The 25,814-nt window shown below is 62.6% G+C and carries 25 protein-coding genes and 1 pseudogene; 13 read left to right on the plus strand and 13 right to left on the minus strand.

Annotated elements, in window-relative coordinates:
• Positions 1-426 precede the first annotated feature (426 nt).
• The 3 genes from V1278_RS31630 to V1278_RS31640 are packed head-to-tail and all read left to right on the plus strand — an operon-like array spanning position 427 to position 4,690.
• The gene (locus V1278_RS31630) at positions 427-1,083 is read left to right on the plus strand and encodes a TetR/AcrR family transcriptional regulator (RefSeq protein ID WP_334367401.1); all 657 of its coding nucleotides are present in this window, start codon (positions 427-429) and stop codon (positions 1,081-1,083) included.
• Complete coding sequence (locus V1278_RS31635) at positions 1,080-3,770, plus strand: molybdopterin-dependent oxidoreductase (protein WP_334383454.1); 2,691 nt, start codon at positions 1,080-1,082, stop codon at positions 3,768-3,770. Before V1278_RS31630 ends, V1278_RS31635 begins: the two co-directional genes overlap by 4 nt.
• Positions 3,767-4,690, plus strand: a complete 924-nt coding sequence (locus V1278_RS31640; RefSeq protein WP_334383455.1) for an FAD binding domain-containing protein — start codon at positions 3,767-3,769, stop codon at positions 4,688-4,690. The genes V1278_RS31635 and V1278_RS31640 overlap by 4 nt, the downstream gene beginning before the upstream one ends.
• A 37-nt stretch (positions 4,691-4,727) precedes the next feature.
• Here V1278_RS31640 and V1278_RS31645 read toward each other — a convergent pair whose 3' ends face one another.
• Complete coding sequence (locus tag V1278_RS31645; protein WP_334383456.1) at positions 4,728-5,342, minus strand: hypothetical protein; 615 nt, start codon at positions 5,340-5,342, stop codon at positions 4,728-4,730.
• A 287-nt stretch (positions 5,343-5,629) separates the two neighbouring features.
• On the opposite strand from V1278_RS31645, the gene V1278_RS31650 reads away from it, so the two are divergent.
• Together V1278_RS31650 and V1278_RS31655 are read left to right on the plus strand one after the other, a co-directional pair.
• A complete protein-coding gene (locus V1278_RS31650; protein WP_334367395.1) occupies positions 5,630-5,881 on the plus strand; it encodes a type II toxin-antitoxin system VapB family antitoxin in 252 nt (83 codons plus the stop codon).
• On the plus strand, positions 5,878-6,279 hold the full coding sequence (locus V1278_RS31655; RefSeq protein ID WP_334383457.1) for a type II toxin-antitoxin system VapC family toxin: 402 nt from the start codon (positions 5,878-5,880) through the stop codon (positions 6,277-6,279). The genes V1278_RS31650 and V1278_RS31655 overlap by 4 nt, the downstream gene beginning before the upstream one ends.
• A 64-nt stretch (positions 6,280-6,343) precedes the next feature.
• Here the strand turns inward: V1278_RS31655 and V1278_RS31660 are convergent, their stop codons facing one another.
• Both V1278_RS31660 and V1278_RS31665 read right to left on the minus strand, forming a co-directional pair.
• Positions 6,344-7,609: an extensin-like domain-containing protein gene (locus tag V1278_RS31660; RefSeq protein WP_334383458.1), complete on the minus strand. Its 1,266-nt coding sequence runs from the start codon at positions 7,607-7,609 to the stop codon at positions 6,344-6,346.
• Positions 7,610-7,962: 353 nt separating this feature from the next.
• Positions 7,963-8,778 carry a DUF2147 domain-containing protein gene (locus V1278_RS31665; RefSeq protein ID WP_334383459.1) on the minus strand — a complete coding sequence of 272 codons (816 nt, stop codon included), beginning with the start codon at positions 8,776-8,778 and terminating at the stop codon, positions 7,963-7,965.
• A 187-nt stretch (positions 8,779-8,965) separates the two neighbouring features.
• Between V1278_RS31665 and V1278_RS31670 the strand changes: the two genes are divergently transcribed.
• Positions 8,966-9,700 (plus strand): DUF2147 domain-containing protein, encoded by a 735-nt coding sequence (locus V1278_RS31670; RefSeq protein WP_334383460.1) that lies wholly within the window; start codon positions 8,966-8,968, stop codon positions 9,698-9,700.
• Between the two features lie 151 nt (positions 9,701-9,851).
• Here the strand turns inward: V1278_RS31670 and V1278_RS31675 are convergent, their stop codons facing one another.
• Together V1278_RS31675 and asd are read right to left on the minus strand one after the other, a co-directional pair.
• Complete coding sequence (locus V1278_RS31675) at positions 9,852-10,364, minus strand: NUDIX hydrolase (RefSeq protein ID WP_334367390.1); 513 nt, start codon at positions 10,362-10,364, stop codon at positions 9,852-9,854.
• A 68-nt stretch (positions 10,365-10,432) separates the two neighbouring features.
• On the minus strand, positions 10,433-11,302 hold the full coding sequence (gene asd / locus V1278_RS31680) for an archaetidylserine decarboxylase (RefSeq protein ID WP_334384301.1): 870 nt from the start codon (positions 11,300-11,302) through the stop codon (positions 10,433-10,435).
• 34 nt (positions 11,303-11,336) lie between these two features.
• On the opposite strand from asd, the gene V1278_RS31685 reads away from it, so the two are divergent.
• Positions 11,337-13,001, plus strand: coding sequence for an aminotransferase class III-fold pyridoxal phosphate-dependent enzyme (locus tag V1278_RS31685; protein WP_334383461.1), 1,665 nt, complete (start codon positions 11,337-11,339; stop codon positions 12,999-13,001).
• 358 nt (positions 13,002-13,359) lie between these two features.
• Here V1278_RS31685 and V1278_RS31690 read toward each other — a convergent pair whose 3' ends face one another.
• From V1278_RS31690 to V1278_RS31700, 3 genes are all read right to left on the minus strand, one after another.
• Complete coding sequence (locus V1278_RS31690) at positions 13,360-13,977, minus strand: hypothetical protein (protein WP_334367388.1); 618 nt, start codon at positions 13,975-13,977, stop codon at positions 13,360-13,362.
• 121 nt (positions 13,978-14,098) lie between these two features.
• On the minus strand, positions 14,099-14,788 hold the full coding sequence (locus tag V1278_RS31695; RefSeq protein WP_065749648.1) for a class I SAM-dependent methyltransferase: 690 nt from the start codon (positions 14,786-14,788) through the stop codon (positions 14,099-14,101).
• Between the two features lie 60 nt (positions 14,789-14,848).
• Complete coding sequence (locus tag V1278_RS31700; protein ID WP_334367387.1) at positions 14,849-15,904, minus strand: glycosyltransferase family 4 protein; 1,056 nt, start codon at positions 15,902-15,904, stop codon at positions 14,849-14,851.
• 130 nt (positions 15,905-16,034) lie between these two features.
• On the opposite strand from V1278_RS31700, the gene V1278_RS31705 reads away from it, so the two are divergent.
• The 3 genes from V1278_RS31705 (at position 16,035) to V1278_RS31715 (ending at position 18,703) form a co-directional block, all read left to right on the plus strand.
• Positions 16,035-17,435 (plus strand): TAXI family TRAP transporter solute-binding subunit, encoded by a 1,401-nt coding sequence (locus V1278_RS31705; protein ID WP_334367386.1) that lies wholly within the window; start codon positions 16,035-16,037, stop codon positions 17,433-17,435.
• Between the two features lie 167 nt (positions 17,436-17,602).
• Complete coding sequence (locus tag V1278_RS31710; protein ID WP_334367385.1) at positions 17,603-17,779, plus strand: hypothetical protein; 177 nt, start codon at positions 17,603-17,605, stop codon at positions 17,777-17,779.
• A 420-nt stretch (positions 17,780-18,199) separates the two neighbouring features.
• Complete coding sequence (locus tag V1278_RS31715; protein WP_334367384.1) at positions 18,200-18,703, plus strand: hypothetical protein; 504 nt, start codon at positions 18,200-18,202, stop codon at positions 18,701-18,703.
• Positions 18,704-19,370: 667 nt separating this feature from the next.
• Here V1278_RS31715 and V1278_RS31720 read toward each other — a convergent pair.
• On the minus strand, positions 19,371-19,748 hold the full coding sequence (locus tag V1278_RS31720) for a cupin domain-containing protein (protein ID WP_334367383.1): 378 nt from the start codon (positions 19,746-19,748) through the stop codon (positions 19,371-19,373).
• 819 nt (positions 19,749-20,567) lie between these two features.
• On the opposite strand from V1278_RS31720, the gene V1278_RS31725 reads away from it, so the two are divergent.
• Entirely contained in the window at positions 20,568-21,242 is a 675-nt protein-coding gene (locus V1278_RS31725; protein ID WP_334367382.1) for a L,D-transpeptidase, read from the plus strand.
• A gap of 148 nt (positions 21,243-21,390) precedes the next feature.
• A complete protein-coding gene (locus V1278_RS31730) occupies positions 21,391-22,959 on the plus strand; it encodes a DUF4403 family protein (protein ID WP_334383462.1) in 1,569 nt (522 codons plus the stop codon).
• 131 nt (positions 22,960-23,090) lie between these two features.
• Here the strand turns inward: V1278_RS31730 and V1278_RS31735 are convergent, their stop codons facing one another.
• The 3 genes from V1278_RS31735 to V1278_RS31745 form a co-directional block, all read right to left on the minus strand.
• Positions 23,091-23,306 carry a dodecin family protein gene (locus V1278_RS31735; protein ID WP_334383463.1) on the minus strand — a complete coding sequence of 72 codons (216 nt, stop codon included), beginning with the start codon at positions 23,304-23,306 and terminating at the stop codon, positions 23,091-23,093.
• Between the two features lie 196 nt (positions 23,307-23,502).
• Positions 23,503-24,042 (minus strand): PRC-barrel domain-containing protein, encoded by a 540-nt coding sequence (locus V1278_RS31740; protein WP_334383464.1) that lies wholly within the window; start codon positions 24,040-24,042, stop codon positions 23,503-23,505.
• Positions 24,043-24,138: 96 nt separating this feature from the next.
• Complete coding sequence (locus V1278_RS31745; protein WP_334367379.1) at positions 24,139-24,516, minus strand: PRC-barrel domain-containing protein; 378 nt, start codon at positions 24,514-24,516, stop codon at positions 24,139-24,141.
• A gap of 167 nt (positions 24,517-24,683) precedes the next feature.
• Between V1278_RS31745 and V1278_RS31750 the strand changes: the two are divergent.
• Positions 24,684-25,538: pseudogene (locus V1278_RS31750) on the plus strand (ATP-binding protein); the annotation flags it as partial.
• 23 nt (positions 25,539-25,561) lie between these two features.
• Here V1278_RS31750 and V1278_RS31755 read toward each other — a convergent pair.
• The gene (locus tag V1278_RS31755; RefSeq protein ID WP_334367378.1) at positions 25,562-25,756 is read right to left on the minus strand and encodes a hypothetical protein; all 195 of its coding nucleotides are present in this window, start codon (positions 25,754-25,756) and stop codon (positions 25,562-25,564) included.
• Positions 25,757-25,814 lie beyond the last annotated feature (58 nt).

A 25,814-nucleotide genomic window follows, 5' to 3' on the forward strand; every position in this document is an offset into this window, starting at 1 on the left:
TTTAGAATTAGTATTTCTCCAAACGGGTTCGACTGGCGATCATCAAACCGAAATTAGAATTGGTATTGATCTAAATGAACGCGCGACAGTTGTAGTGGCGCGCGACGCGTGATTACGCGCGCATGGTGGAGCCCGTAACGACAAGAGATCGATTGCTGGACCAATGCCCGAAAGACCATCCGAAAGCGACCGACGGCGCAGCGGAGATTGGTAAGGAACCGGGAAGAAACAAATCCCCCGGAAACCAAAACTGCAATCGACGGCTGCTCTTCGGCGAGGCTGGAATGAGATCCATAAGGGGACCGTACGACTGCCGGACCCATAAAGTGCCATCCTATCAGTGACATCACGCTGGCCGTCGCGGTACCGATCCCCGTTCGCGATCTCGTCATTTGACACTTCTCCTATTTTTGTCAAAATCGTCAAATGAGCGCCCGTACCCGCATTCTCGATGCCGCGATGCTGGTGTTTCGCCGGCACGGTTTTCGGCGCTCCTCAATCGAACAGGCGGCGGACGCCGCCGGGCTGACGCGGCAGGCGCTCTACCATCATTTCAAATCCAAGGAAGCGCTGTTTCGCGCCGTCATCGAACGGCTGCATGAGGAAGCGCTCGCCGCCGAAATCGCCGCGGCCGGCGCCGCCGAGAAGCAAGGCGGCAGCCTCGCCGATATTCTCGTCGCATCGGTCTCCGCTAAGCTCGGGCAATTGGCCGCTTCGCTCGACGGCTCGCCGCATGTCGAGGAATTGTTCTCCGAACATCTCCTGCAGGCGCGCGACCTCTATCAGAAATATGCAGCCGCCTATGCGGATCAGCTCGCCGCGACGATCACACGCGTTTGCCGCAAGCAGGGCCTCGTTCTCCACGCCGGCATGACGCCGCGCGAGCTTGCGCGATGCGTGGAGATGGCGGTCAACGGCACCAAATCCGCCTACCCCGCGATGCAGCCGGCCGATGCCTTCCTGAAGGATCTGGAAATCATGCTGCGCACGCTGATCGCCGGCGCCCTCGGCCCGGCGAAACCGCGCACGGCCAAGCAGAAGCCAGTCAAGAAATCCGCCCGCAAACCTGGAGATCGCAGATGAGCACCATGACGATCAACGGCAAGCTCGCTTCCCTCCCCGACGATCCCGATGCGCTGCTGGTCGACGTCGTGCGCGACGCGCTCGACCTCACCGGCACCAAGCTCGTCTGCGGGGCCGGCGTCTGCGGCGCCTGTACGGTGCTGGTCGACGGCGGGCCTGCCGTGAGTTGCCTGATGCCGGCGCGCACCGCCGCGGATCGAAACGTGACCACGGTCGAAGGCATCGGCGCGGGAAAACTTCACCCGGTACAGAAGGCCTTCATGGCGCACGACGCCCTGCAATGCGGCTTCTGCACGCCGGGCTTCATCGTCGAGGCCGCGGCGTTTCATGATTCATGGCGTGCGGCCAAGGGAACGGCGGTGCCCTCGCGCGAGGAAATCGGCGCGGCGCTGTCGGGGCATCTCTGCCGCTGCGGCGCCTATGACGGCATCTTCCGCGCCGTGGCGGACGCCTGCGCCGGCCGCTTCGACGGCGAGGAGTTCGTTCCGCCGCGCATGGAAGCGCGCGACAAGGTGACGGGGTCGGCGAAGTATACCGTCGACATCCATCATGACGGCCAGCTCGAAGGCGTGATCCTGCGCTCGCCGTTTGCGCATGCGCGCATCGGTGAAATCGATCTCACCGCCGCGCGCGCCATGCCGGGTGTGAGCGCAGCGATCTCGCTGCTCGGCGACGACCGCATCGTTCGCTTCGTCGGCGAACCGATCGCCGCAGTCGCGGCCAGAGATCGCAAGACGGCGCTGGCCGCCATCGCTGCCATCAAGCTCGTAAGCGAACGCCTGCCGTCGGTGATCGGGCTCGATGAAGCGCGCAGGGCCGATGCGCCTGTCGTGTTCGAAAAATCCGCGCGCAAGAAGGCCGGCAACGTCTCCGAAGGCGGCGGTGCGCCGGCTTCCTGGAAAGGCAACATCCGCGGTCCCTCGGCGGCGTTCTCCAAGAAGCCGAAGAAGGTGCGAAGCTGGATCGACAGCGCGCGCTCCGCGAACAACCCGCTGCTGGTGGAGGGCACCTTCCGCACCGGCACGCAACAGCATGCCTGCCTCGAGCCGCATGCGGCGGTCGCGCGTTTCGACGGCGACCGTCTCACCGTGCATGTCTCGACCCAAGCGGTGTTTCACCTGATGGAGCTGATCGCCAAGCGCTACAAGCTCGACCGCGACAAGGTGCGCGTGATTGCCGACCATGTCGGCGGCGGCTTTGGTTCGAAGGCTGCGCTTGGCGTGGAAACCACCACCGCGATCGAACTGGCGCGCGAGGCCAAGGCGCCGGTGCGCGTCGCCTATGATCGGCACGAGGAGCTTTCGGTGACCGGCTATCGACCGGCGGCGGAGATGAAGATCGCGCTGCTGCCGTCCGACCAGGGCGAATTGAAAGCGCTTTCGTTCGCCGCTTATGCCGATACGGGAGCTGCGACCAATTCAACCATCGCGGCACTGGCGCGCCTGATCTATCCAGCGGAAGCAAAGGAGCTCGCCGATTTCGACGTCATCAGCAATTTGCCGGCCGGCGCCCCCTTCCGCGGCCCCGGCGGGCCGCCGATGGCGTTTGCGCTGGAGCAGGCGATCGACGAAGCGGCGGTGCGCATGAATATTGATCCGATTGCGCTGCGCAAGCGCTGGGACCCCGATCCCAACCGCCAGCGGCTCTACGATTGGGCATCGAGCCTCGAGGTCTGGCGCAACCGGAAGCCGGTCGCCGCGCAAAGCGGCCGTTATCGCCGCGGCGTCGGCGTCGCCACCGGCTACTGGCTCTATCTGTGGCAGCCCGGCTCCAAGGTCGAAGTAGCCGTGAAGGGCGGACGCCTGATCGCGAGCACCGCGACGCAGGATATCGGCACCGGCACCCGCACCGTGATCGCCAATACGCTCGCACGCGAGTTCGGGCTGGAGCCGCATGAGGTCGAGGTCCGGATCGGCGATTCAAAACTGCCGGAAGGGCCGGGCTCGGGAGGCAGCCGGGTCACGGCTTCGGTGATCCCACCGATGCTGCTCGCCATCGAGCAATTGAAAGCCGCGATTCAGCAGAACGCAAAACGGCGACCGGTCCCCGGCTCCAACGCGCCATGGCGCGAAATGCTCGCGGCCTCGCCCGACCTCTCCGCATCAGGTGTGCGGCCGGAAGACTCCAGGCAGATGGCGCCGGGCATCCAGTCGCCGCTCAAGCAGGCCGGCTTCATGGGGTGGATCTTCGGCTGGATGATGCGGCGCTTTTCCAATCTTGCTATCGGTGCCGGCGTGCCGAGCTCGGTGCAGGTTGTCGAAGTCGAAATCGATACCTGGCTCGGCCATGTCAGCGTCGTCAACGTTCATACCGGCATCGCGGTCGGCAAGATCGTGGCGCCGGCGCTGGCGCGAAGCCAGGCCACTGGCGCCGTCATTCAAGGCATCGGCTACGCGCTCTATGAAGCACGCGAGGTCGATTCCCGCACCGGCGACGTGCTTAGCGGCGGCATGGAGGACTATCGTATTCCCGGGATCGCGGACACGCCCATCATCGACGTGCATTTCGACCAGCGCGGATTCGATCATGTGCTCGGCGGCAGTGTCGGCATCGGCGAGGTCGCAACCGTGCCGACCTCGCCCGCGGTCGCCAATGCCATTCACCACGCGACCGGCGTTCGGCTGACCGAACTGCCGATCCGCCCCGACCGTCTCGTCGCCGCGCTCAAAGGGAGGGCCGCCGCATGATACCGACAGCCATGACCGCCACGCAAGCCGGCGAATTCCGCGCCGCCGGCACCGACCTCTCCGAGCGGCGCCGCAGCGGCGTCTCGACGGGGCCGTTGATCGATATTGCCGCCGCACCCGACATGATCGGGATGCATTGGGACACCGATGGCAGTGTGCGCCTCGGGGCCTTCACCACCATTGCCGCCATCGCGGCCGATGCACGCCTCGCCGCGGCGTATCCGGGCATCGCCGCATCCGCGCAAGGCTTGGCGACGCCGCAGGTCCGTCACTTCGCCACCCTCGGCGGCAATCTCGCGCAACGTTCGCGCTGCTGGTATTTTCGCAATCCGCACATCGCCTGTCTCAGGAAGGGCGGACCGGATTGTCCCGCGCGGTCCGGCAATCATCTCTACCACGTCGCGTTCGACCTCGGCCCCTGCGTGGCGCCGCATCCCTCGACCATGGCCGCGGCACTGCTTGCGTATGATGCGAAAGTGATGACCGACCAGCGGAGCTCCCTGACAATGGGAGACCTCCTCGGCGACGGCTCCAACGGTACCGCCGACAACGCGCTGCAGCCGGGCGAGATGATTAGGAGCGTCGCACTTCCCTCGCCGCTGCAAGGCGAGCGCGCGCTCTACAAGCGCGCGATCAGCCGCACCCATGCCGAATGGCCGCTGGTCGAAGTCTGCGCCCGCGCCGTGGTCAAGGACGGCGCATTCCAGTTCGTTCGCCTGGCCGCCGGCGGCATCGCCCCGGTGCCGCTGCGGCTTGCGGCTGCGGAAGCGGCGGTGCAGGGAAAGCGGGCCAATGTAGCAGCGATTGCCGTTGCCGCAGAACGAGCGACGTCAGGTGCAAAGCCGTTGCCGATGACAGGATACAAACTCGATCTGCTGAAGGGCGTCGTGCAGGATCTGCTGGAGCGGCTGGCTGGGTAATTTGGGCATGCGCTCATTTATGACGGATTGAGAAGCCTCAGGCATTGAAGTCCGTATAACCGCCGGAGGATTCGTGGGGAGTTGAATAGCCCGCAGACCGCCGCGCGATGGCCGTCTGTCGTTCCGCCATCATTGCTTCGAAGGCCGCGTCCAGTTGCGCGCGGGTATAGTCTGTCGACGTCGTCTGACGTGGTTTCCATGCAGATTGCGCGATCGCGGTGGACGCCTTCTCGACCGTGCCGCCCACAGCCTTTGCGATACGCTCCGCACGCCATTGCGCCAAATCGGGACCGCCATTCAAGCCGGGAGGATCTTGCAGATCTCCAACCTTTCCTGCGGCCTCGTTCGTCATCGCCGAGGAGCCGCCGTTGTAGAGGGTCGCAACGACCTTGCCGTTGACCTTGACGGTCGCATAGATGTTTTGCGGGGCATTATCGGGGACGTCAGTTGCAATGGTCGAGTTAGCGGCTTGCATCCTTAGCCAACTCGTCGCCATCAGGTCGCGAAGCTCGGGGTTGTCCTGGACCGAGATGATCTTCAGTCCCGAGATGTCGAGCGCCTTGACGGCTGAAGCTGGAATTCCTGGCTTCGCATTTCCTGCTGCCGTGCTTGCTTCTGCACCAGCCACAGGCAACGCATCTGCCGGCGTCAATGTCGTCCTCGATGGAGATGCTTGCGCGAGGCGCAAATAGCTCCCGGCATTGGCTGTACTCGTAATCACGGATACACCTTTCCCTTGGTAGTTTCAGGGGAAAGCAATCACCATGCCAGCGTGGAAACGATTGATAAGGCTGGCGTCTTCTTTCTCGGAAGGGGCACCGCACCGGAAAATCTTGCCGACATTCGGCAGCACTTTCCCATCCATGCCGTAGATTTCGCGGGCCCTTGCGCTAATGGTAGAATTTCCATATATTTCTACCATCACATGAGGCGGCGACTATGCACCTGAACATCAAGAACGATGAAGCACATAAGCTGGCTACCGAATTGGCTCAGCTCACGGGCGAGAACCTTACATCGGCTGTAACCGTGGCGTTGCGTGAACGTTTGGCTCGCGAGCGTCGACGGCGCAACACCGACAATGTCGCCGCACGGCTGATGAAGATAGGCAGCCGATATGCGGCCTTACCCGACAGTGGACGAAGCCCTGAAGAGATTCTTGGATACGACGAAAACGGCCTGCCAACGTGATCGTCATTGATAGCTCTGCAATCGTTGCGATCTTCCGGCAGGAAGATGATGCCTCGCATTATGCTCGATGCATCGCTACCGACGATGATCCAATCATGTCGTCCGCCAACGTCGTAGAGACTTCGATTGTGCTGCGCGGACTGAAGAAGGTCGCTCCGGACAAGGCGGAGCGAGGGCTGGATGACTTCATTGAAGCGGCGGGAATCCGGATCGAACCGGTAACGCAGGAACAGGCGCGTGCGGCCCGCTCAGCCCACGTACGGTTCGGAGAAGGCACCGGCCATGCTGCAGCATTGAACTACGGAGACTGCTTCTCATACGCCCTGGCAAAGGAAATGAATGTTCCCTTGCTTTGCAAGGGAAACGATTTTCGATTGACGGATATTCGTATTGTCTAGCTAGCCGCGTCCGTCTTCGTCCATCGAAGCCAGAGCGGAAAATCGCTCCTGCACGCGACGAATTCTAATGATCCTCGTACTCGTCTTCCTCATTGACCTTGCTGTTGCCCCTGAACCAGCGCGAGATCGATTTCTTGGCTCCGAGCGATCCCGTCGAATACGGATCGCGTGACGCGTAAGGGTTACGCTGGGCGCGCGCGGCGACCTGTTCGCCTGATACCGCGGCGGGCTGACAGATGGTGCGGCGCGAGGGACGGCGCATCAGGTCGACGTGAATGTGATCCTCGTGGTGGGAGTTGGAGCCCGGCGCCAGCACGGTGTTGAACTGCTGGCAGGCGGCCGCCTGCACGTCGCGCAGAAAGCCCTGCTCTTCCGGCACGCCGCGCCAGCCGCCCTTGACCGTGATGCGCCTGCCGTCGGCGAGCGTGAAGGCTGCGATGTCGAGCGCGTTGCCGAACGCGTGCTCGGAAATATGCGCATGCGGATTGCCGTTCATGCCGCGGCAGGAATAGGCCGAGATCTGCTTGATCTCGACGACGCGCACGCCGAACCAGCGCATCGCCGCCGGCTGCACGGAATCGGTGAGCCAGCGGTCGAGCGCGGAGACGATCGGACACGCCAGCGTCGCCGCCGGCTTCATCGAGACCTGACCGAAGGCGCTGACGGAATTGCCTTGCGGAGGCCCGAGCCGCGGCGCGGCCGGCGATGGCGGATAGGATGGCGGCGGATACGGCGCAGGAGACGGCGCGGTATAACGGTCACGCGGTGGATAGGACGGTGGCGCCGCATAGCCGCCGCCGTGTGGCGTCGGCACGCCTTCGGGCGGCAGATCGATATCATCCTGCTGCGAGGCAACACCCGGTGCGGAGAGCGAGATCGGACCGTTCGACGACGCAGCATAGTTCGGCTGGCGCGGCGCCGGATCCGGATAGTTTCCAGAATAGCTCCCAGAAGAGTTCCCGGAATAGTTTCCGGAATAGTTTCCTTGGGACGGAGCCGCTGCCGGGGCGCGCGCGATCGGCCAGCGCGGCTGATTACCGATATTGGCGGGCGGCCGCAGGCTTTCGTCGGCAAAGCCGAAAGAGGTGTTGTTTTCGCCGAGCGCCGCCACTTTCAGCGGATATTCCGCGCCGCACACGCCGGGACCGGAGATCGGATCGATCCGGACGAGCTCCGGGCTCTCTTTGACCGCGCCGGACTTCAGGCAAGCGATCTCAGCCTCGGTACGCCACGGTTCGCGCTCGGCGGACTGAAAAAATCCGCGGCCACAACCCGCTAGCGAGACGAGGACGAAGGAGCCGACGAGATACAAACGAACTCCGCGCGTCATCCCGCGCACGTTCAACCAATTTATTTAAAGACTCTTCAACATGTTGATTTAACGATTTTTTTACCACGTTGCCGGGGCTTCCGGCCGTCGAGAGCCCTGGATGGACAGCGGCGCTGACTTTTTGGGCCGGGAACGTTTTGCTAACCTTAAGTGTTAGGTGCGGGCAGACGTGAACCCAGGGAGCCTTCCCAATGGATTTCGTAGGTCCTCTCGTCAGCAGACTTGGCCTTGTAACCGCGTATGTTGCAATTGCCTTCGTCGGCGCGATTGTACTTGGCGTGTTCTAGACTACCCGTCCAGACAATGGACCCGAACGCCCGGTGGCCAAGTCACCGGGCGTTTTCGCGAGCCATTCATGAGCGCGGCTCGGACACCATCACCAGGCTGTCGGCGCGGCGCATGATGCGGCTCCAATTGTTACCGGAGCAGTAGAAGCGGAGAAACGCGCAGGCCTCGACGCGAAGCGTATCGACCCTCTTCATCGACATCGTGCCGTAATACGTCTCGCCGCTGTCCTGGCTGTAGACGCCGCCGGTCCATTGCCTTTCCGTCTTCGGCTTCATGTTGATCAGAATAGCCTCACCCTTCTCGTTCGAGGATGAATTGAGCACATAGCCGCACAGCGCACTGCCGCATTTTCCGATCCGCACCCTTCCCTTGCCCTCGGTTTGCCAGTCGCCGATCGGCGAATCCGAAGGTTCATCCTCGGCCTGACGCGAGACGCGTTCAGCCTGTAGCGCAGGCTGGACAGTTTCGGCCGGTTTCGCTGGCGGTGGCGGCAGCGGCAATGGAATCGAAACCTGCTGAGCCGGCGGGGGCGCAGGCGGCAGTGGCGCCGCGACGATTTGCGTCATCGATGCGGCCGGGGTGTAGACGGCCGGCGGGGGCGCGGCGATGGCCTTGGGCGGCTCCGATGGCGGCACAGGCGGCGAAACCGTCTGTGGTGCAGGCTTCGCCGGCATGGCCCCATCGCGATCATTGCCATGGCGGTCGCGTTTGTGGCGCCAGTTGAGGCTTCTGGAGACCGACATCGAGGCACAGGACGTCGAACGGCAATGCCTGGAGGGTTCGATGTGCACCCGATGGCTGCCGATCTTGAATGAAATCGCGCCGGCATGGGCTGAAGAACCAAGCAGCATCAGCACGGCGAGAAAACAAATCTGTTTCATCGAAGCCTCCCGCGGATGATCGCGGAAAATTAGTCGCCGGGAACTTCGGCTGGATGTGATTTGAATCACCGAGCCACTTCGGCGCTGCCTGATGCTTCGTGACCTGCATCACAGAGCTTATCCCTGTGCCCGCGTAGGGTCCGGCCACGTTCACCGCCACCGCGCACAAGCCGCTCAGGAGGCTCTCATGAAGAAGCTGTACATCCTCGCCGCATTGTTGATGGCCACCACCTCGGCGCATGCGGGCGGCATTACCCTCCAGATCAACGGCGAGCGCATTCGTGTCGAATCGCCGCGCAGCTGCAACGCCATTTCCTGCATCAAGATTACCGCGCCCGGCTATAACGGCACGCTCGGCAACATCGACCTCAAGGGCTTGGGCTCGAAGAGCAAGGACGACGATGAGGTCGTCGCGACCGCGCCGGCCAAACCCGCGGCACCCGCTCCTGCACCCGCCCAGGCCGCCGCGCCGCAGCCTGCGGCTCCCGCGGCACCAACTGCAACGCCTGCGCCCGCTCAAACCACCGTCGCGGCCGCGACGCCGGCACAAACCGAAGCACCGCCCGCTCCGCCTCCGCCGCCCGCCCCGGCCGCCGCCGCGCCTGCACCGCAACCGGCCGAGGCCGCAGCGCCCGCTGCCGACTCGCCGATCGGCGTCTGGGCGACGGAAGAGAACAAGGGCAACGTGCGCATCGAGCAATGCGGCGCCAACCTGTGCGGCTATTCCGTCAACACCGGGGAAAGGATCCTGATCAACATGAAGCCGCAGGGCAGCAAGTGGACCGGCCGGATTCATGATCCCGACAGCGGCCGCAACTACGACTCGACGATCGCGCTGAAGGGCACCAGCTCACTGCGCGTCCAGGGCTGCGCCTTCGGAGGCATGTTCTGCGGCGGCCAGACCTGGAAACGCGTGAGCTGAGTACAATCGCCAACCACTCTCGTCATTCCCTGACGCGGTGCGCCACGCAGCGGTGCCCCGCAGAGCTGGGGCCTATCATTCCCAGCCGCGCAATGTGGGTCCCGGTTCTGCGACGCAGCGCCGGCGTGCTGCATCGCGCCCGGGACACTAGTTAGCGGAATAACCGAAGCAGATTTTGAAGAAAGCCCACACGCTGGGCTTGGGGCACCTCGACAGGGTGCACCGACATCGGCAACGCTACGCCTTCCACACCATTCGCCGCTGCCATTGCGATCGGCCCGACATTTTCCAGAAACGCGCGCTCATAGCCGCGCGACAGCCGTTTGACGGCGTCGGCGAGCGGCAGCCAGTCCACCGCCTTCACGTCGCGCATCGGTGTGCGCGTGGGCAGATCACCCGCCTCCATGCGCCAGTAATGCACCACCTTGGCGCCGCCGCGCGATTCATAGGCCAGCGTACCCAGAAATTCATGCACGGCAACGTCGTGCCCGGTTTCTTCCATCACCTCGCGTTCGGCAGCGGCGCGCGGCGTCTCGCCGTCGTCGAGCTTGCCCTTCGGCAAGACCCATTCATTGCGCTTGCGCAGGCGCACCACGGCGATCAGCGGCGGCTCCGCCTGCCGCAACACGATTCCTCCTGCCGCCATGACAGGCGCTCTCGCCATCTATCTCTTCCCGCTTTTTCGCAACTGCGACCGCGAGCATATAGAGACAATAGTTCCGAGAATCGAGCTTAAACCTGCGGCTTTCGCAACAGTCGTTCGCCGGCGCGGATGCGCCCGCCCTCCGCGACGTTGTCGCAAAATTCGAAATTCTCCGGCGCCAGCACGATGATGGTCGAGCCGTGCTCGAACCAGCCGAGCTCGTCGCCTTTCTTGACCCGCGCAAGGCAGGCGAAGTCCACCGGTCCCCTGCTCTGCGCGTTGAGTGTGACATCGAGGAAATGCAGGCGGATGCTGGCGACGAGAATGGCGGCAACCGGTACCAGCGTCAGCGCCTCGCCCGATGGCAACCGCGCCTGCAGCACGGCGCGCTCGTTCTTGCAGAACAGACGCTCGACCCGCTTCAGCGCGATCGGATTGACGTTCCAGACATCGCCGTGGATAAATGTCACCCTCTTGATCGTGGCGTCATACGGCGCGTGAAAGCGGTGATACATGCTCGACGTCAGCCTGAGCGTCAGGAATCGGCCGTTGCGATGCTGCTCGACCAGCGCGGGATCGCCGAGCAGGTCGATCAGCGAGTAAGGCGCGCCCTTGATCTGAAACAGCTCGGTATCGGCGATCTTGCCGAACGCGCCGATGATACCGTCGGACGGGCTGACGACGACGTGCGGGTCGGGATCCGCCGGCCGCAGCCCCGGGCGCAGCTCGCGCGTAAAGCAATCGTGCAGGCTCTTGAATTCGGCTTTCTTGGCTTCCGACAGATCAAGATCGGAAAACAGCCGCCAGCAGCCAATCGAGAAATCGCGCACGAGCGGATTTTCGATCTTGCTGAACCAGCCCATGAAGCGGGTCAGCGCCGCCCGCGGGATGCGGTTGGTCAGAAGGAAATTGAGGTCTTCCTGTTGGGTGAAGCGGGCGATCAGGCGCCGGACTGTCATCAATCTGTCAGCAGGATTGGCTAGCGCTTCAGGCATGGATTCGTCCCTTCCGATTCTTTCCCTGTCCGCCGCTGCGGTTGCTGGCGCCGCGGCAGTGTTCCCCAAATTGCAGGCGCGGCTGGCGCTGTCGCGCGCAAAACACCGCTCGCTGACCGGACATTCCAAAATGTCCAAGATGGTCGCGCGGCTGGTGCCGCATTACGAATTCGATATCGACGATTTCTTCGCTTCCGACGGCGCGCCCAGCGATGTCGCCATGCAACGGCAGGACGCCTTCTTCCGGCTCGCCTGCCTCTACGAGGAGCGCTACGCCAAGGGCCGGCAGATGACGGCCGAGGCCGCGACGCACATCTCCGACCTGCAGTTTACGGAAACCTATCGGGTGCCGTTCCAGTACAGCCGGCTGGTGCGCGAAAATCTCGGCACCGGCGCCTTCATGCAGTCTTCCGCCGGCGTCACCGTCACCGATGTCGACGGCAACATCTTCTACGACCTGACCGGCTCCTACGGCGTCAACATTTTCGGCAACGACTTCTACAAGGAGTGCATCACGGAAGCCGAAAAGCGCGCCCGCGCGCTGGGTCCTGTGCTCGGCCCCTATCACCCCGTCATCACCGACAACGTCCGCCGGCTGTGCGAGATTTCCGGCCTCGACGAAGTCTCGTTCCACATGTCCGGCACCGAGGCCGTCATGCAGGCGGTGCGACTGGCGCGCTATCACACCAAACGCTCGCATCTGGTTCGCTTTGCCGGCGCCTATCACGGCTGGTGGGGCGACGTGCAGCCCGGCGTCGGCAATCCGGTTTCGCCGCACGAGACCTATACGCTGGCCGACATGTCGGAGCGCACGCTGCATGTGCTGCGCACGCGCAAGAACATCGCCTGCGTGCTGGTCAATCCCTTGCAGGCGTTGCATCCGAACGCCAACGCGCCGGGCGATTCCGCACTCGTCGACAGTTCGCGAAAAGGCGCGTTCGATCGTGCGGCCTATACCGACTGGCTGAAGAAATTGCGCGAGGTTTGCACCCAACGCGGCATCGTCTTGATCTTCGACGAAGTCTTCGTCGGCTTCCGCCTCGCCGCCGGCGGAGCCCAGGAATATTTCGGCGTGCGCGCCGATATGGTGACCTACGGCAAGAGCCTCGCCGGCGGCTTGCCGGTCGGCGTGGTCTGCGGCGCCAAGGACTTGATGCGGCGCTTCCGCGACGATCGCCCCGCCGACGTCTGCTTTGCCCGCGGCACCTTCAATTCGCACCCTTACGTGATGACGGCGATGGACGAATTCCTCAGCCGCCTCGCCAGCCCGAATTTCAATGCCGTCTACCAGGGGCTCGACGAGACCTGGAACGGCCGCGCCAAGGCGCTGAACGAGCGGCTGGCCGCGCAGGATCTGCCGGTCCGCGTCAGCAACATCTCCTCGATCTGGACGGTGCAATATACCGAGCCGTCCCGCTACAACTGGATGCTGCAATACTACCTGCGCGCCGAAGGGTTGGCGCTGAGCTGGGTCGGCACCGGCCGGCTGATCTTCAGCCTCAACTACACGGATGCGGATTTCGCTGAGGTGGTCGACCGATTTATCGCGGCCAGCGAGAAGATGAAGCGCGACGGCTGGTGGTGGCATGATGGCTCGCTGACGAACAAGGATATCAAGCGGCGGATTCTGCGGGAGATGCTCGCCAAGAGGCTTCGGCGCTAGGAACGCGCTTCCGTCTGCCATCATCGCCTGATCTTGACCACTCTCGTCATTGCGAGGAGCCAACGGGTCGGCGCGAAGCGCCGCCCGATGACAGGCTCCGCGACGAAGCAATCCATGTATCCCCGCGCGGAGAGATGGATTGCTTCCGCCTTCGCTAAAGCTACGGCGGACGAGTCGCTTCGCTCGCAATGACGGGCTGAGAGTTCGTAGCATATCAATCGACTCTTTCGTCATGGCCGGGCTTGTCCCGGCCATCCACGTCTTTCTTGCTACTGACATTGCAGATTGCTGGTGCCCAAGAACGTGGATGGCCGGGACAAGCCCGGCCATGACGCCTCGCTGGATCAAGCCGCGACAATCACGCGTGCTTGACGTGCTTCTCCAGACCCGGATCGATCAGCTCGCCCTTCATGAGAGCCAGCGGCGCCTTGTAGTACAGCTTCAGGTCGCTGAAGGGGTCGGTGAGGATCTTGGTCATCCAGACCAGACCGGTCTCGACGTCGCGGATGAAAAACAGATGGACAGTGCGGAACAACAGCCCGCCGATGCCGACCGCAAGCCAGATCTTGGCGACCTGCCGCATGAAGTCCGCAGGCGACGTCCAGGGCGTGAACAGGCCGAACAAGGTCGGGTCGAGATACAAGACCAGCGGCGACAGCGCCCAGATCGTCATCAGCACGACCTTGCGCTGCAGATTGTAGCCGACCTTGATCTCTTCCTTGTGCTCGTGGGTTGCCTGGTTGACGTGGTCGTAGCCGCGCGGCTCGAAGAAGAAGTGGCCGGCCTGCCGCGTCGTCATCGAGACCAGCCAGCCGACCAGCGCCGAAACCACGGGATCGAAGAACAGCATCGCGTAGGCGAACAGGAAGCTCGCCGCGCTGACGAAGTGCAGCGACTGGTTGATGCGGCTGTGGTGATAGTAGCGATGGTCGTCCCAGCGCTGGGTACGCAGTTCCTGCAGAAAGTTCTTGATCATGTTCTCCCCCAAATTGCGATGGGATCGGGTCTACTGAGATTCGATGTCCGGCATGTGACATCATGATAATGACATGTGACAGTTCGCAGCGGCGCGATGGCGCAACGGAGATCAGGGCACGTCAGGCAGCCGCGGCGACGTCGATTTTCCGAAAGCGCACCAGCGAGAAGTGACCGAGCGGCGGCACCAGGCGGCGCTCCGCCAGCTCCATGCCGCGCGCGCCCGCCAGCCATTGCGCATAGCGCGACCAGGCGAATTCGGCGGTGCGGAAGCCGAGCGGACGCACCACCGGCTGCAGCCGCTGCTCGATGAAGCGGCGCATGCCGGCATCGGCGCTGACGCGGGTGAGGATGATGAGTTCGCCGCCCGGCCGCAGCACGCGGGCGAATTCGTCGAGTGCTTTTTCGGGGTTCGGCACGGCAGTGACCACATACTGCGCCATCACCACGTCGAAGCAATCGTCGGGGAATTCGAGATTCTCGGCGTCCATGACGGCAAGGCCCTCGACGTTCTTCAGGCCGAGTTCATCGACGCGCTTCTTCGCCTTCTGCAGCATCGCTTCCGAAATGTCGGTGCCGAAGATGCGCAGATGCGGCGCGTATAGCGGCAGCGAAATGCCGGTGCCGACGCCGACCTCGAGCACGCGGCCGCCGATCTTGTTGGTCGCCTGGATCGCCGCCTTGCGGCCCTTGCTGAACACGCCCCCGAACACGAGGTCGTAAACCGGCGCCCAGCGATCGTAGGCCTGCTCGACCGTTTCGCGGTCGAAATCCAGGGATCTGGTACCGTCAAGCTTGATGATGTCTGCCATGGTTGGTTCTGCCTTCTCGTCTCACGCGTATGACTTGCGTTGATGGTCGAACTTTTCGGTTCAGCCCTGCACGGCGCTCGCGGCAGGCGCCCGGCGCACCGGTCGCAACACGCGACTCGGCTGCAGCGCGGTCAGATTGCCGAGGAACTGCCGCGCGCTGTTTTCCCAAGAGCGCGCCAGCGCAAAATTCCGGCAGGCCTCGCGCGACATCGGCAGCGCGCGCAAGCACGCGCTGCGCAGATCGGTGTCGAGCGCGCCGATCGGATGATCGGCAATGACGTCCTTTGGCCCGGTGACCGGGAATGCCGCGACCGGGGTGCCGCAGGCCAATGCCTCAAGCTGCACGACGCCGAACGTGTCGGTAAGGCTCGGAAATACGAAGACGTCGGCGGCGGCCAGATGCGCGGTCAACTCCGCGCCCTTCTTCTCGCCGAGGAAAATTGCGTCAGGGTATTTTTGCGCGAGCTGCGCCTTCTGCGGTCCGTCGCCGACAACCACTTTCGATCCCGGCAGGTCGAGCGACAGAAACGCATCGAGATTCTTCTCCACCGCGACGCGGCCCATCGTCATGAAGATCGGCCGCGGCAGATCGAGCGTCGCTGGATTATGCGGGTTGAACAATTCGGTGTCGACGCCGCGCGTCCAGAAGCCGAGTTTCCGAAAGCCCCGCCCAGTAAGTTCCTGCCGCAGCGAGTCGGTGGCGACCATGACCGTGGAAGACGCGGCATGAAACTGCCGCAGCACCGCATAGCCGACGGCGGCCGGCAGCCCGGTGCGGACGGCGATATATTCGGGAAAGCGCGTCGTATAGGACGTGGTGAACGAAAGCTTGCGGCGCCGGCAATAGGCGCGCACCATCCAGCCGATCGGCCCCTCGGTTGCGATATGGATCGCGTCGGGCGCCGCCTCTTCGATCCGTCGCGCGATCTCGCGCCGGTTCGGCAGCGCGACGCGTAAGCCGGGATAGGTCGGCACGCCGAGGGAAGGAAACCCGTCCGGGGTGAGGAAGCTGATATCGGCATCGAGCGCAGCGGCGCTGCGCGCCAGCGACGTCAGCGTGCGGACGACACCGTTCACCTGCGGATGCCACGCATCGGTCGCAATCAATATCTTCATGTCCCGGACCCGAGATTAATGATTCTCAAATCCGACGTTCAGCCATGGATATTTCAAGCGTATGACGTCATCGATATGTAAGGATGTTTTTAAGCCCCCTCCACGCATTTTCGTGTAACGTGACAGCGAGATGACAGACCACAACGACAATTCTGCGCGATCCCGCCGCCGGCGGAAGCGAAAGAGCTATGCGCTTCTGATCCTTGCCGCCGGCATGCTCGCGTTCGGCGTCGCCGCGGGCACGTTGTATTACGTGCTGCGGCCGACGACGCTGCGGATTGCGGTCGGCCCGGCCGGCAGCGACGACCAGAAGCTGATCCAGTTGATGGCGCAGACCTTTGCGCGCGAGGGCAGCTCGGTGCGACTGACGCCGATCACGACGGAAGGGGCGGTGGAGAGCATCGCCCTGTTCACGGACGGCAAGGCCGATCTCGCCGTCGCCCGCGGCGACCTGAACCTGCCGACGAATGCCGAGTCGGTTGCCATCCTGCGCAAGAATGTCGTCGTGCTGTGGGCGCCCTCCGGCCTTCCCGCCAAGGGTTCGAAGAAGCAGCCCACGCCCAAGATCAAGAGTCTCGATGAACTGGCCGGCCACCGCGTCGGCGTGATCGGGCGGACGCAGGCCAATGTCGCGCTGTTGCGCAGTATTCTAAAGGAGTCCGGCATCAATCCCGATAGGGTCACGATCAGCCAGTTCGCCACCAATCAGCTCGGCGAAATGGCGAAAGATCAGTCGGTCGACGCCTTCATGGCGGTAGGCCCGCTCAAGAGCAAGATCACCGTGGACGCGATCGCTGCAACGGCTGCTGCCCGCGGCGAGCCGAAATTCCTGCCGATCGAGGTTTCCGACGCGATCGCCAAGAAAAACCCGATCTACGAATCCGAGGAAATTCCCGCCAGCATCTTCGGCTCTTCGCCGCAGCGGCCGGAAGACAAGGTCGACACCGTTGCCGTCAACCATCTGATCATCGCGCCGAAGTCATTGTCGGATACGGCGGTCGCCGCCTTCGCCCGCCAGCTCTTCACCAACCGCCAGCAGCTCGCGCGTGAATTGCCTACCGCCTCGCAGATCGAGAAGCCGGATACCGAAAAGGACGCCGCACTACCGGCGCATGCTGGCGCAGCCGCCTATATCGACGGCAACGAGCGAACGTTCCTCGAAAAATACACCGACTACATCTGGTTCGCGATCCTGATCCTGTCGGGCTTGGGCTCGGCCGGCGCCTGGTTCAAGCACTACTGGAACAGGGACGAGCGCGAAGTGTACGTAGGCCATCGCGACGAACTGCTCGACCTGATTTCTAGGGTACGCAAGGCGGAAACGCCGGAAGAGCTGGCGGAGATGCAGAACACAGCCGACGGCATATTGCGTCACGCGCTCGATTGCTATGACGACGGCGCAGTCGAGGACGGCGACCTCTCGGTGATTGGGCTCGCGCTCGAACAATTCCACCACGCGGTCGCTGACCGCCGTGCGGTCCTTGCCACCGGCCAAGCCGACATACCGCGAATGCGCGCTGGCCAGGCTTGATTGGTTAGGTGGGCTTTCCCCCTTCGATTAGATTTGCCGGCGCCGGACGTATTGCGGCGCTCTTCCTTTCTTTCCCTTCTCGAATGTCGGCCACGACCTAACATTTGTTAGGTCAGCCTCCTGTTCTCCGTGCCACCGTCACGGAAAATTAAGACAGGCAGTAGACAATGAAGGATTATCAAACCCATTTGGAGAAGCTGCGCAAAGACGCGGCCGAATGCGCGCTTGTCAGGGACTTGGCTATCGACAAAGCGAAGCGCGAGATGTTCGACCGGCTTGCGCGGCATCTGGATCAACTAGCCGACGAGGTTGAGCGGGCCATGAATGCTCGAAAGACCGGCTAACGGTAGTGGCGCGAGTATGCGGGCAAAAACGCTACTCGTTCTACTGGTTGTCACGGCGCTAGGGGCTTACATTGTAGGCCGCCACAGCAGTCCCGTGAACGACGCGGCAGTCGTGCAGCCACAGCCTCCCGTGGCCAAGCCCGTTGCCTTCGCGGGGCCTGTATCACCTCCTTTGCCACGACCGAGACCCCAAGCGACCCTAACAATCCGTTCCACACCATCAAGGCGCTAGCCGAGAAGGCTACGCCTGCCATGGTCGAAAGTTACAGGCAAAGGCAGGCGTCGCTTGTTGATCAGCATCAAGCATGCGCATGTACGTGATGATGTGCTCCTCGTCATACTCCGTGAGGGCTGGTCCTGTTGGCGCTACGTCAGCGGGCGCCTCAAGCTATGTGCCGCCTGAGAACTACTCGGATGCGGATGCCTGAAGAAGGCATCAAGGCTCACAGGTTCGCCGCTGTCTTGCCAAAGCAGCTTTTGACCGAGGCTAGCCGCCACCGCGATGCGGTGGTGCCCGCCGACCAACGTGCCGTCATGCGTTGCCTTGGCGACGATCTCACCGGTCTCGTTCACGATGTTTCTCATAGCCGAATAGCCCTGTCAGGATCGACTTCTGCCATTCAGCGATCAACTCGCGGCTTTCATGTCCGTTCCTGTGCCCGCAATGGTGCGCAGCCGGTCCAGCCTTGTGCCGAGCGGCTGCGCATTGCAAAGCACGTCATGCGCCCATGGCAGGACGATAACCTCGTCCATCACCAACGTCCCGACCAATCCAACTCGCTGCGCTTATTGATCCGGTTGAAGTCATCGCCGCGGAAGCTGATCGCCTCCTATTGGGACGATCTGGCGCATGAGAGCGAGAGAACCCAGCTCGCCTTGGCCTCGGCTGTAAAGGTAGAAGCCAAGCGATTTATCAGCGTATAGCCCTAGAACGCACCGGCCCTAATATGACGACTACATGACGCAGGGATGCCGCAAATGCTGACCGATCCTCGTTTTCAACATGAGTAAAAGCTGGAGATCGATGTTACGCCGCGTGCGTGGAGAAGAGCACCTTTTGCTGCGCCAGTACTTCCGCGCGGCAACTGCATCAATAAGGCGAGTTGTACATTACTCTCTTCCCTTACTGACCGCGCGCCATCAAGCCGCGATCCTCCCTCATATTAGTCCGTTCGTATCAAGAGGACCTAACATTGAGCCAACGCACCGTTGGAATGCCGGAATTTAATGAATTGATCGATATGGCGCGGTTGCTGGTGAACTTGTGGGAAGCCGCGCAACGGCTGCCTGAAGGATCAGAGCGGCGGGAAGCATTCAGACAGATCAGTGGCTTCCAGAGGCGGGTGGCGGCATTGGTTACACGCGCCCTTTGGGCTCCCAGGGATGGGAGAAGGTGGCATAGGCGCCGTCTCTTAGAACGCCGATGCTTTGCATCGACTATGGCGCCGGATGAAGGGGTTGCCTCCAGAGATCACCCGTCTCGAATGAGCTGACACTCATTCGATCCACCCTCTCTTGTTGTGGAGAGAGGGTGGCTCGACGCCGCGAAGCGGCAGCGGGAAGTTCTTTTAGGACGTTCTTGAAAACTTCGTCATTTCACAACTTCTGTGACAGGCTTTCCTTTATCCACAATGTGAACGGTCAGCATCTTCAGCGCCTTGTCGCCTGCAACCTTGAAGCCGGCATGAGGTACGTTACGAACATTGATCGTGGCTGCTCCAGCGGGAAATTGCCTCTGGCTTCCATCCGATAGCTCAAGCATCGCGCCATCGAGTACGTAAACGACTTCTTCGCCCGGATGGATATGTTTCGGAAGATTTTCTCCGGGCGGGACAGTGACGATGGTGACGATGACGTCCATGTCCTTTCCAGTCAAATCTGCTCTCTTAAGTTCATCCCGCGTGATACCCTGCGCATGGGCGGAACTGATCAGCATGGCGATGATGGACGCGAGAAATAGCTTTCGCATGTTCGGCTCCTATGGAAATGCTTCAAAAAGGCTTTAGAAATTGAAAATCTCGCTGCGGTTGAGCGGATGGAGCAACTGTAGCACAAGGCTCCCCAGACTGACGAGAAGTCCAGTTTGCTTGAAGCTGCGGCAGCACCGCTGACTTAGGAAACGCTCCTACGCTGTTGCAGCCGACGGCATGTCACACGGAACGCTCGAGTGACAACGGCACCATCGCCGACCGCGGCAGGTGCTCGCCGCCGCCGGCGTTGCTACAGTTGCCATACGCCGCGTATGCGCGCCTACCAGACCTGATTAGATTTGCCTGCGCCGCGCTCGTCCCGCTGGTTGGCGTCAGCGCCAATGGCGGCGATGATAACGATGGCTCCAGTAGTGACGATGTCCCGCTCGTCGCCAGCCATAGCTCGTGTAGGGATTACCCCGCCCACAGTTCTGGCAGTTTGCGTTCGGATAAAACTGGGCGCACCTCCCCGGATTGGGAATCACGTGCTGCCAATGCCGGGTTGGCAGGAACGGATAGGAGCAACACGCCAATGGCGCCAAATAAAAGCGGTCTCGTCATGGCGGTCTCGCTTGTCTTTGGACTGCGACGCCAACGGCGCCAAATCCCAAGAGTTCCGATTTGAACCCTTTGAAGCCCGACCTACACGAGCAGATTGCGCCCGTCACGCCCACGGCCCGTCAACGAAACCTTAACGAAACAATTCCCTAACGCCACGAAACCATTTTGGCGATTTCGTGCAAATGTCCTGAAACGGTTCATCGGTAGAGGTTTCCCCAACGACGCGCCGAACTGGTGCGACAAACAGGGGGACGATCATGTCCAATTCATTGATACTGAGCCGCTTCGCGGCCGCCGCCTTTGGCGCGCTGGCGATTGGCGCCACCGCATTTTCCACGCCCGCCACTGCGGCTCCGCTGCCGCTGTTTCCGTTCTTCCTGCCCCAGATCGAAGCGGCCCCGCCGCCGGTTGCCGCTGCGCCTGAGGAAGAAGAGCGCTTCGAGCTGCCGGCCCGCCTGCGCCGCCAGGTCGTGAACTACTACACTCGCGAGGCGCCGGGCACGATCATCATCGATACTCCGAACACCTATCTCTACCTCGTGCTCGGCAACGGCCAGGCGATGCGCTACGGCATCGGCATCGGCCGCGACGGCTTCACCTGGTCGGGCACCCAGACCATCACCCGCAAGGCCGAATGGCCAGCCTGGACCCCGCCCCCGCAAATGATCGCCCGCCAACCCTATTTGCCGCGCCACATGACCGGCGGCCCGGGTAATCCGCTCGGCGCCCGCGCGATGTATCTCGGCGGCACCATCTATCGCATCCACGGCACCAACGCGCCGGAGACGATCGGCACCCGCGTTTCTTCAGGCTGCCTCCGCCTCACCAACGAAGACGTCATTGATCTCTATTCCCGGGTCAGCGTCGGAACCAAGGTGATCGTGCTGCCGATGACGGATCGCCGCGCCGATCTCGGCCGGACCATCCGTTGAGGCATTAGCTTTTCTTAATGCGAGAAGCGGCCCTGGCGTTCGCCGAGGCCGTTTTGCGTTGACCTAAGGTCGCGGCAATGTGCAGTGGCGTCCCCCTCGCCACCCCTGTAAAACGTTGTGGGGCGATTCATTGGGGTCCGGGGGCACGATGCACCTGCCGATGCGGGTCAAGACCATTGCGATCGCGCTTGCGGTCCTCGTCATGTCGTTTGTGGTCAGCCTGAAGGTGATGGACTTCGTCACGCCTCGCGCCACGAACAGCGCGCCCGCGCTCGCCGAATTGTCGCCGCTGCCGCCGGCGGCGCGCGCATCCACGGTGATGGCGCCGATTGCGGTTGCGCTGTCGGCGATCCGCGATGCCGCCGATCGCGGCGCGCCGCGCAATTTCGCCGGCAAGGCCGACAATCCGATTTCGCAGATCCTGCAAAACGCCGACATCGGCTGGACCGCGTCGCGCGGGCCGATCGTAGCGACCGGCGCGCAGGACGTGCTGTCGCTGGCGACGCCGTTGACGGGCACACTGAACGTAACCGGCTCGCTGTCGGCGAAGGCGACGGGTGCGGTTGGCGAAGCACTCGGAAGCCTGCTCGGCGGCAACGTCTCCAAGCAGATCGGCAGCGTGAATATCAAGAACCTCAACGCCAGCGCCGAGATCAAGGGCAACGTCGTCATATCAGCGCGACCACAGATCGCCGCGAACTGGCGCATCGAGCCTAATCTCGCAGCGCAGGTCAATCTCGGCGACACCAGCCTCAGCGTGGCCGGCGCGCGCGTCAACGTGCCCGCGCAGGTGAAGCCGTTGATCGACCAGAATGTCGCCGAGCAAATCGCGCTGGTGCAGGCGCGCATGCGCAACGATCCGACTTTCGAACGGAACGCGCGGGTGCAGTGGGCCAAGGCCTGCCGTTCTATTCCGCTGCAGGGCGCGACAGCCGGTTCGACGATGCCGGCGCTGTGGCTGGAACTGCGCCCAACCCGGGCGGTTGCCGCGCAGCCGCGCGTCGATGCTTCGAACCTGACACTGATGCTCGGCATCGAGGCGGAAACCAGGATCACACCGAGCGAAACCAAGCCGTCCTGCCCGTTCCCCGCTACGATCGCGATGGTGCCACCGACGCCGGGACGGGTCGCGATCGGCGTGCCCATCGACATGCCGTTCACCGAGATCAACAAGATCGTGGAGGCGCAGTTCGCCGGGAAGACTTTTCCTGAAGACGGGTCGGGCGCGGTCGACGTCACGGTCAAGCGCGCCACCGTGGCCGCTTCCGGCGACCGCCTGCTGATCTCGCTTCTGGTCAGCGCCACGGAAAAGAAGAGCTTCTTGGGCCTCGGCGGCGAGGCCAATGTGCATATCTGGGGCAAGCCGGTGCTCGATCAGGCCGAGCAGACGCTGCGGCTGACCGACATCGAACTCGCCGTCGAGTCGGAGGCTGCCTTCGGGCTGTTGGGCGCCGCGGCGCGCGCGGCCATCCCGCATTTGCAGAAAACGCTGGCGGACAAGGCTGTCGTCGACCTCAAGCCGTTCGCCGGCAACGCGCAGAAGAAGATTGCAGCAGCGATCGCCGATCTTCAGAAGAACGAGAACGGCCTGCGGGTCTCGGCCGAGATCAGCAAGCTGCGGCTCGCCGGCATCGCCTTCGATTCCAAAACGCTGCGCGTGATCGCCGAAGCGGAAGGCGCCATCGATGTCTACGTCAGCGCGCTGTCGGCGCTGTGATGTTGCAAATTGTAGGGTGCGCAAAGATCGTAGAGTGGGCAAAGCGCAAGCGTGCCCACCACTTAAGGCAACAATCGTGGATAAATGGTGGGCACGGCGCAAGCGCCTTGCCCACCCTACGAAACTGCCGACTACGCCCCCTCGAACTTGAATGAGACTTTCAGCTTGGCGCGGTAGGCTTCCACCTTGCCTTGGGCATCAAGCTGCAAGTCAAGCTGGACCACTTCGGCAACACGAAGATCCCGCAGGGTTTCTCCGGCGCGGCTGACCGCGCCAGCGGCGGCCTTCTCCCAGGATTCGCTGCTGGTGCCGATCAGCTCGATGACCTTGTAGACGCTGTCCGCCATGTCGTCCTCCCGTTGACGCAGGATCATGCAAGACAGGAGGCAGATGCTCCTGCCACGATACAACCTATCATCGGGAAATCCGCGCAGATAGGATGCGCTGCACCATTGCGCGAACGGGCATTTCCAAACTCAAATGGCCGGGCGGCGTGATGCCGTCCAGCCATTTTGAGGGAGCCTGGTGTTTAAGACCGGGGCCTCATTCGGTCGAGTACTTGAACTCCGGCATCGCCTTTAGCTGATCCTTCGTCGCGCTGAACACAGCGTGATCCGGATACCACGGATTCTTCTTCGGCGCGGCAGGCGCCGTCGCAGCACCCGTCGTGCCAGTGCCTCCGCCTGCGCCTGTCCGTGCGCCACCTGTAGCGGGCGCACCCGCGGTGCCGGTGTAGGCAACCGGCTCATCAACGAACTTCACCTTGTCGATGGGCACCGCAACCAGGTGCTCGCCGACGCCGAGGAAGCCGCCGACACCGATCACGGCTGCTTTGATATCGCCGCTCTTGTCGGTCAGCAGATCATTGATCGAGCCGAGGCTTTCGTTGCTATCGTTGTACACGTTCAGGCCGACCAGCTTCGAAGCCCGCCAGGTACCCTTGAACGACGAGGTATCGGTTGCAGCCGCAGGCGCGGCGGTCTGGGCGCTGTCAGTCGTTGCCGAAGGACTTTGCTGCGCAAACGCTACACTCGCCAGCAACGCGGACGCCGCGAGGCCGGCAACGGCAGTTTTCGTTAACATATCCGTTCTCCTCAGTTCAGAAACGCTTCGAGGAAAACCCGGCACTTCAACAAGTGTTCCACGCGTTTTCGCATGAAACACGCCGATCCGACTGCATCAGAAGCCGCCCCAGTAAGGCGGCATACGGTAATAGCGATGCAGCTCGGCTTCCTTTGCGCGATCGCCCCAGTCGAAATCCTTGTCCGCACGGAATGACGGCGCGCGCCTCAACTCTTCATCGTCGATGTCGAGTTCGTAGGCTTCGAACTTCGTATTGTAGCGAAGCCGTCCCCAGGGCAGCGGCAGCAGATTGGCTCCGAGGCCCAGAAACCCGCCGAAACTCAGGATTGCATACGATACTTTACCGGTGACCTTGTCGATCATCAGCCGTTCGATGTGGCCGATCATGTCCCCGTTCGGCCGGCGCACCGCGGTCCCCTCGACGCGGTCGCTCGCGATCAACTGATGCGGCTTGGCCATGACATCGCTTGCCATCGGACCCTCCACACATCTGTATAGAACCAACGCTGCAGTGCGTTACCGGTTCCGCCCTCGACAAATGAGACAACCATCCTTTCCTATTCGACAAAGGATGGTTGCAAGGCGCGGCGAGGGAACGTCAGCTCTGGTGTCGATCAACAGTGCCGAGGAAGAGGCGGTGGTCGATGCTCGGGCTGTGGGCGGCGCGGGCGCTAACCGCGCCGCTGTCGTCGTTTGCGAAGGCGGCCGAAAGTTTCAGCCTGAACGGCACCGAGGCGCCGCTTCCCGAACGCGGCCCGGAAGAAATCCGCTTCCTGGCGAAGGCGCTCAACCGGATGCGCCAGCGCATTACCGGCCTGCTCGACGACCGCACCAAAATGCTCGCCGCCATCAGCCATGATTTGCGAACGCCGATCACGCGGATGCGGTTGCGCGCAGAATTCATCGAAGACCACACGCATCGCCAACGCATGCTCGGCGATCTCGACCAGATGCGCTCGATGCTGGAATCCGTGCTGTCGTTCCTGCGCAACGACCGCGGGGTGGAAGCGATGACGCTGGTCGATATTGCCAGCACGCTGCAGCTCGTCACCGACCAGTTTGCCGACATCGGGCACAAGGTCGCCTATGACGGCCCCGCGCATGCGATGGCGACCGTGCGGCCCGACGATCTGCATCGCAGCATCACCAATCTGGTCGAGAATGCCGTCCGCTTCGGCACCGAGGCGACCGTCCGCCTGCGCATGTCACCGGATTTGTCGCCGAACTTGCCACCGGACTTGGCGATCATCGAAGTCGAGGACGACGGCCCCGGCATTTCGGATGTACGCAAGAAGGATGTGCTGGAGCCGTTCGTGCGCGGCGACGACGCCCGCAACATGGACGAGGCCGCAGGTTTCGGATTGGGGCTGTCGATCGCCAATGCTGTGGTGCTGGCGCATGGCGGCGCGCTGTCGCTGCACGACCGGCAGCCGCACGGACTGCTGGTCCGGATAGAACTGCCGGTGCTGCAGCGCAGCCGGCGACCGGCCGCCTAACGATTGCAGATTAATTGAGCCGATCAGGCCGCGAGCGCGTCGGGATCCGCGTCCTCGTAAATCGCGATCGCCTCGAAGCGATAGTCGCAGGCGCGGCAGAACCAGAGGAAGGACGCGCGACCCGGGCTGCTTTCGACCCAATCCGGTCTCGCGATCGGCTTGCCGCACTGGGCACAGGGATTTCCGCGAGGCAGATAGCTGGAGTCGAGTCGAGCCATGGAGCATCTCCCTAGACTTCGGACGTCGTAACGACGTCTCGCTTTTTAAATATCGTTG

This window comes from Bradyrhizobium sp. AZCC 1577 (assembly GCF_036924575.1).
Lineage (GTDB): Bacteria > Pseudomonadota > Alphaproteobacteria > Rhizobiales > Xanthobacteraceae > Bradyrhizobium.